Origin of the sequence: Lacicoccus qingdaonensis (genome assembly GCF_900101075.1) — a bacterium.
Classification (GTDB): domain Bacteria; phylum Bacillota; class Bacilli; order Staphylococcales; family Salinicoccaceae; genus Lacicoccus; species Lacicoccus qingdaonensis.
In genome coordinates, this window is record NZ_FNFY01000022.1 from 29,911 (window position 1) to 31,503 (window position 1,593).

Genomic DNA, 1,593 nt, shown 5'->3' on the forward strand with positions numbered 1-1,593 from the left:
AGCGGTTTATCGGTCACTGGGAGTGCTGAGTGACTGAATTAAGCGGTTTATCAGTCACTGGGAGTGCTGAGTGACTGAATTCAGCGGTTAAACTTTAGACCGTTCCGAGACGCAGGATGACGCGTTGGACGTTTATCAGTATAATGGAAGTTAAATTACATATAGGGGGATTTTATTTTTATGAAAGGAAATCAAACGATAAAGCCGGATAACTTTGGCAAGGCTTTTTTAAAGAAGTCTCCAAAAACAATATACAACCAGTTCATCGACGATCTGAAAGGGGTCATCACGCTTGAAAAGTTCGAGAAGATGGTCGAGAATTTCAACCGGGATATCCATCAGTTCCATTTAAAGCATATTTCACATCTTGGCGACCATACACATTATTTATGGCTGGACGATAAGAGAAAGAAAGCTTTAAGCGTCTACTTCGGCCAGGATGATATGATACATATGCTCACCATCAAACCTTTCACCGAATTTCCCGATCACGGTAAAAGTGTAGCGGATATCTCCTACTCCATGCCGATCAACGGGGAATGGCTTGTATTCTGGGGCGGCGATAACGAGTTCATCAACTATCACTATGTTCATGGTTCTCAGAGATATGCATACGATCTGCTGGTCATGAAAAACGGTAAAACACATGAAGGCAATCCGGAAAAGAATGAGAATTATTATGCATTCGACAAAGAGATCACTGCCCCCGCCGGCGGGAAAGTCGTCAAAGTGGTCAATAAAATCCGTGATAACGTGCCCGGCGAGATGAATGAAAAAAGGCCGACCGGAAATCACGTCATCATTCAGCATGCACCGAAAGAATACAGTGTCATGGCACATTTTAAAAAGGAATCCATCACTGTTGATGAAGGAGACATTGTCCAGCAGGGACAGGTCCTGGGCAGATGCGGAAACTCCGGCAATTCTTCAGAGCCGCACATCCATTTCCAGGTGATGGACAAGGCAAGACTCGTCAGAGCCAAATCATTCCGAATAAAATTCAAAGACGGCAGCGAACCGGCCCAGGGTGATATCGTCAACCAACTATCAGGCGATAAAAAGTTTTACGAAAGCGATCTGGAAGCAGTCAAATCAACAGATGACACATCAATAATGTCGGCACTCTCTGATACAGTCGGTAAATGGTTCAAGAGATAAAGTAGATATACAAATAGCCATCCCCACTTCTGATATGCTCCCCTCGTAGTAGACAGAGAAATAATAAAACTCTGTAACTACGACGAGGGGAGATTTTTATGTCTAAACGAACAGCCAAGTATACAATAGAAGAGAAAGTCGATATGATTCATCAAGTGTTATCAGATCATCAATCCATCCATAGTGTATCCAATTATTATCGATTGGGTAAGCATACACTCAAAGAACGGATCCACCGTTATGAAACGGCTGGTGTGGATGGGTTAAAAGCATCCAGAGGCTGGAAACATTACTCTGAAGCAACCAAGATAAGCGCTGTGAATGACTACTTAAATCAAGTGGACGGTCAGGTTGGAATATGTCGAAAGTATCAAATCAGTTCCACATCTGTTTTACGACAATGGATATCCAAGTATACTGGTGGTAAACCAATTA

Annotated in this window: 1 protein-coding gene and 1 pseudogene; both read left to right on the forward strand. The window is 42.7% G+C overall.

The genetic code is table 11. The annotated features are described in order from the left end of the window. Nucleotides 1-180 precede the first annotated feature (180 nt). Entirely contained in the window at nucleotides 181-1,158 is a 978-nt protein-coding gene (locus BLR15_RS10830) for a M23 family metallopeptidase (RefSeq protein WP_092987378.1), read from the forward strand. A gap of 98 nt (nucleotides 1,159-1,256) precedes the next feature. Then, nucleotides 1,257-1,593 (forward strand): annotated as a pseudogene (locus tag BLR15_RS10835) (IS3-like element ISSth1b family transposase); the annotation flags it as partial.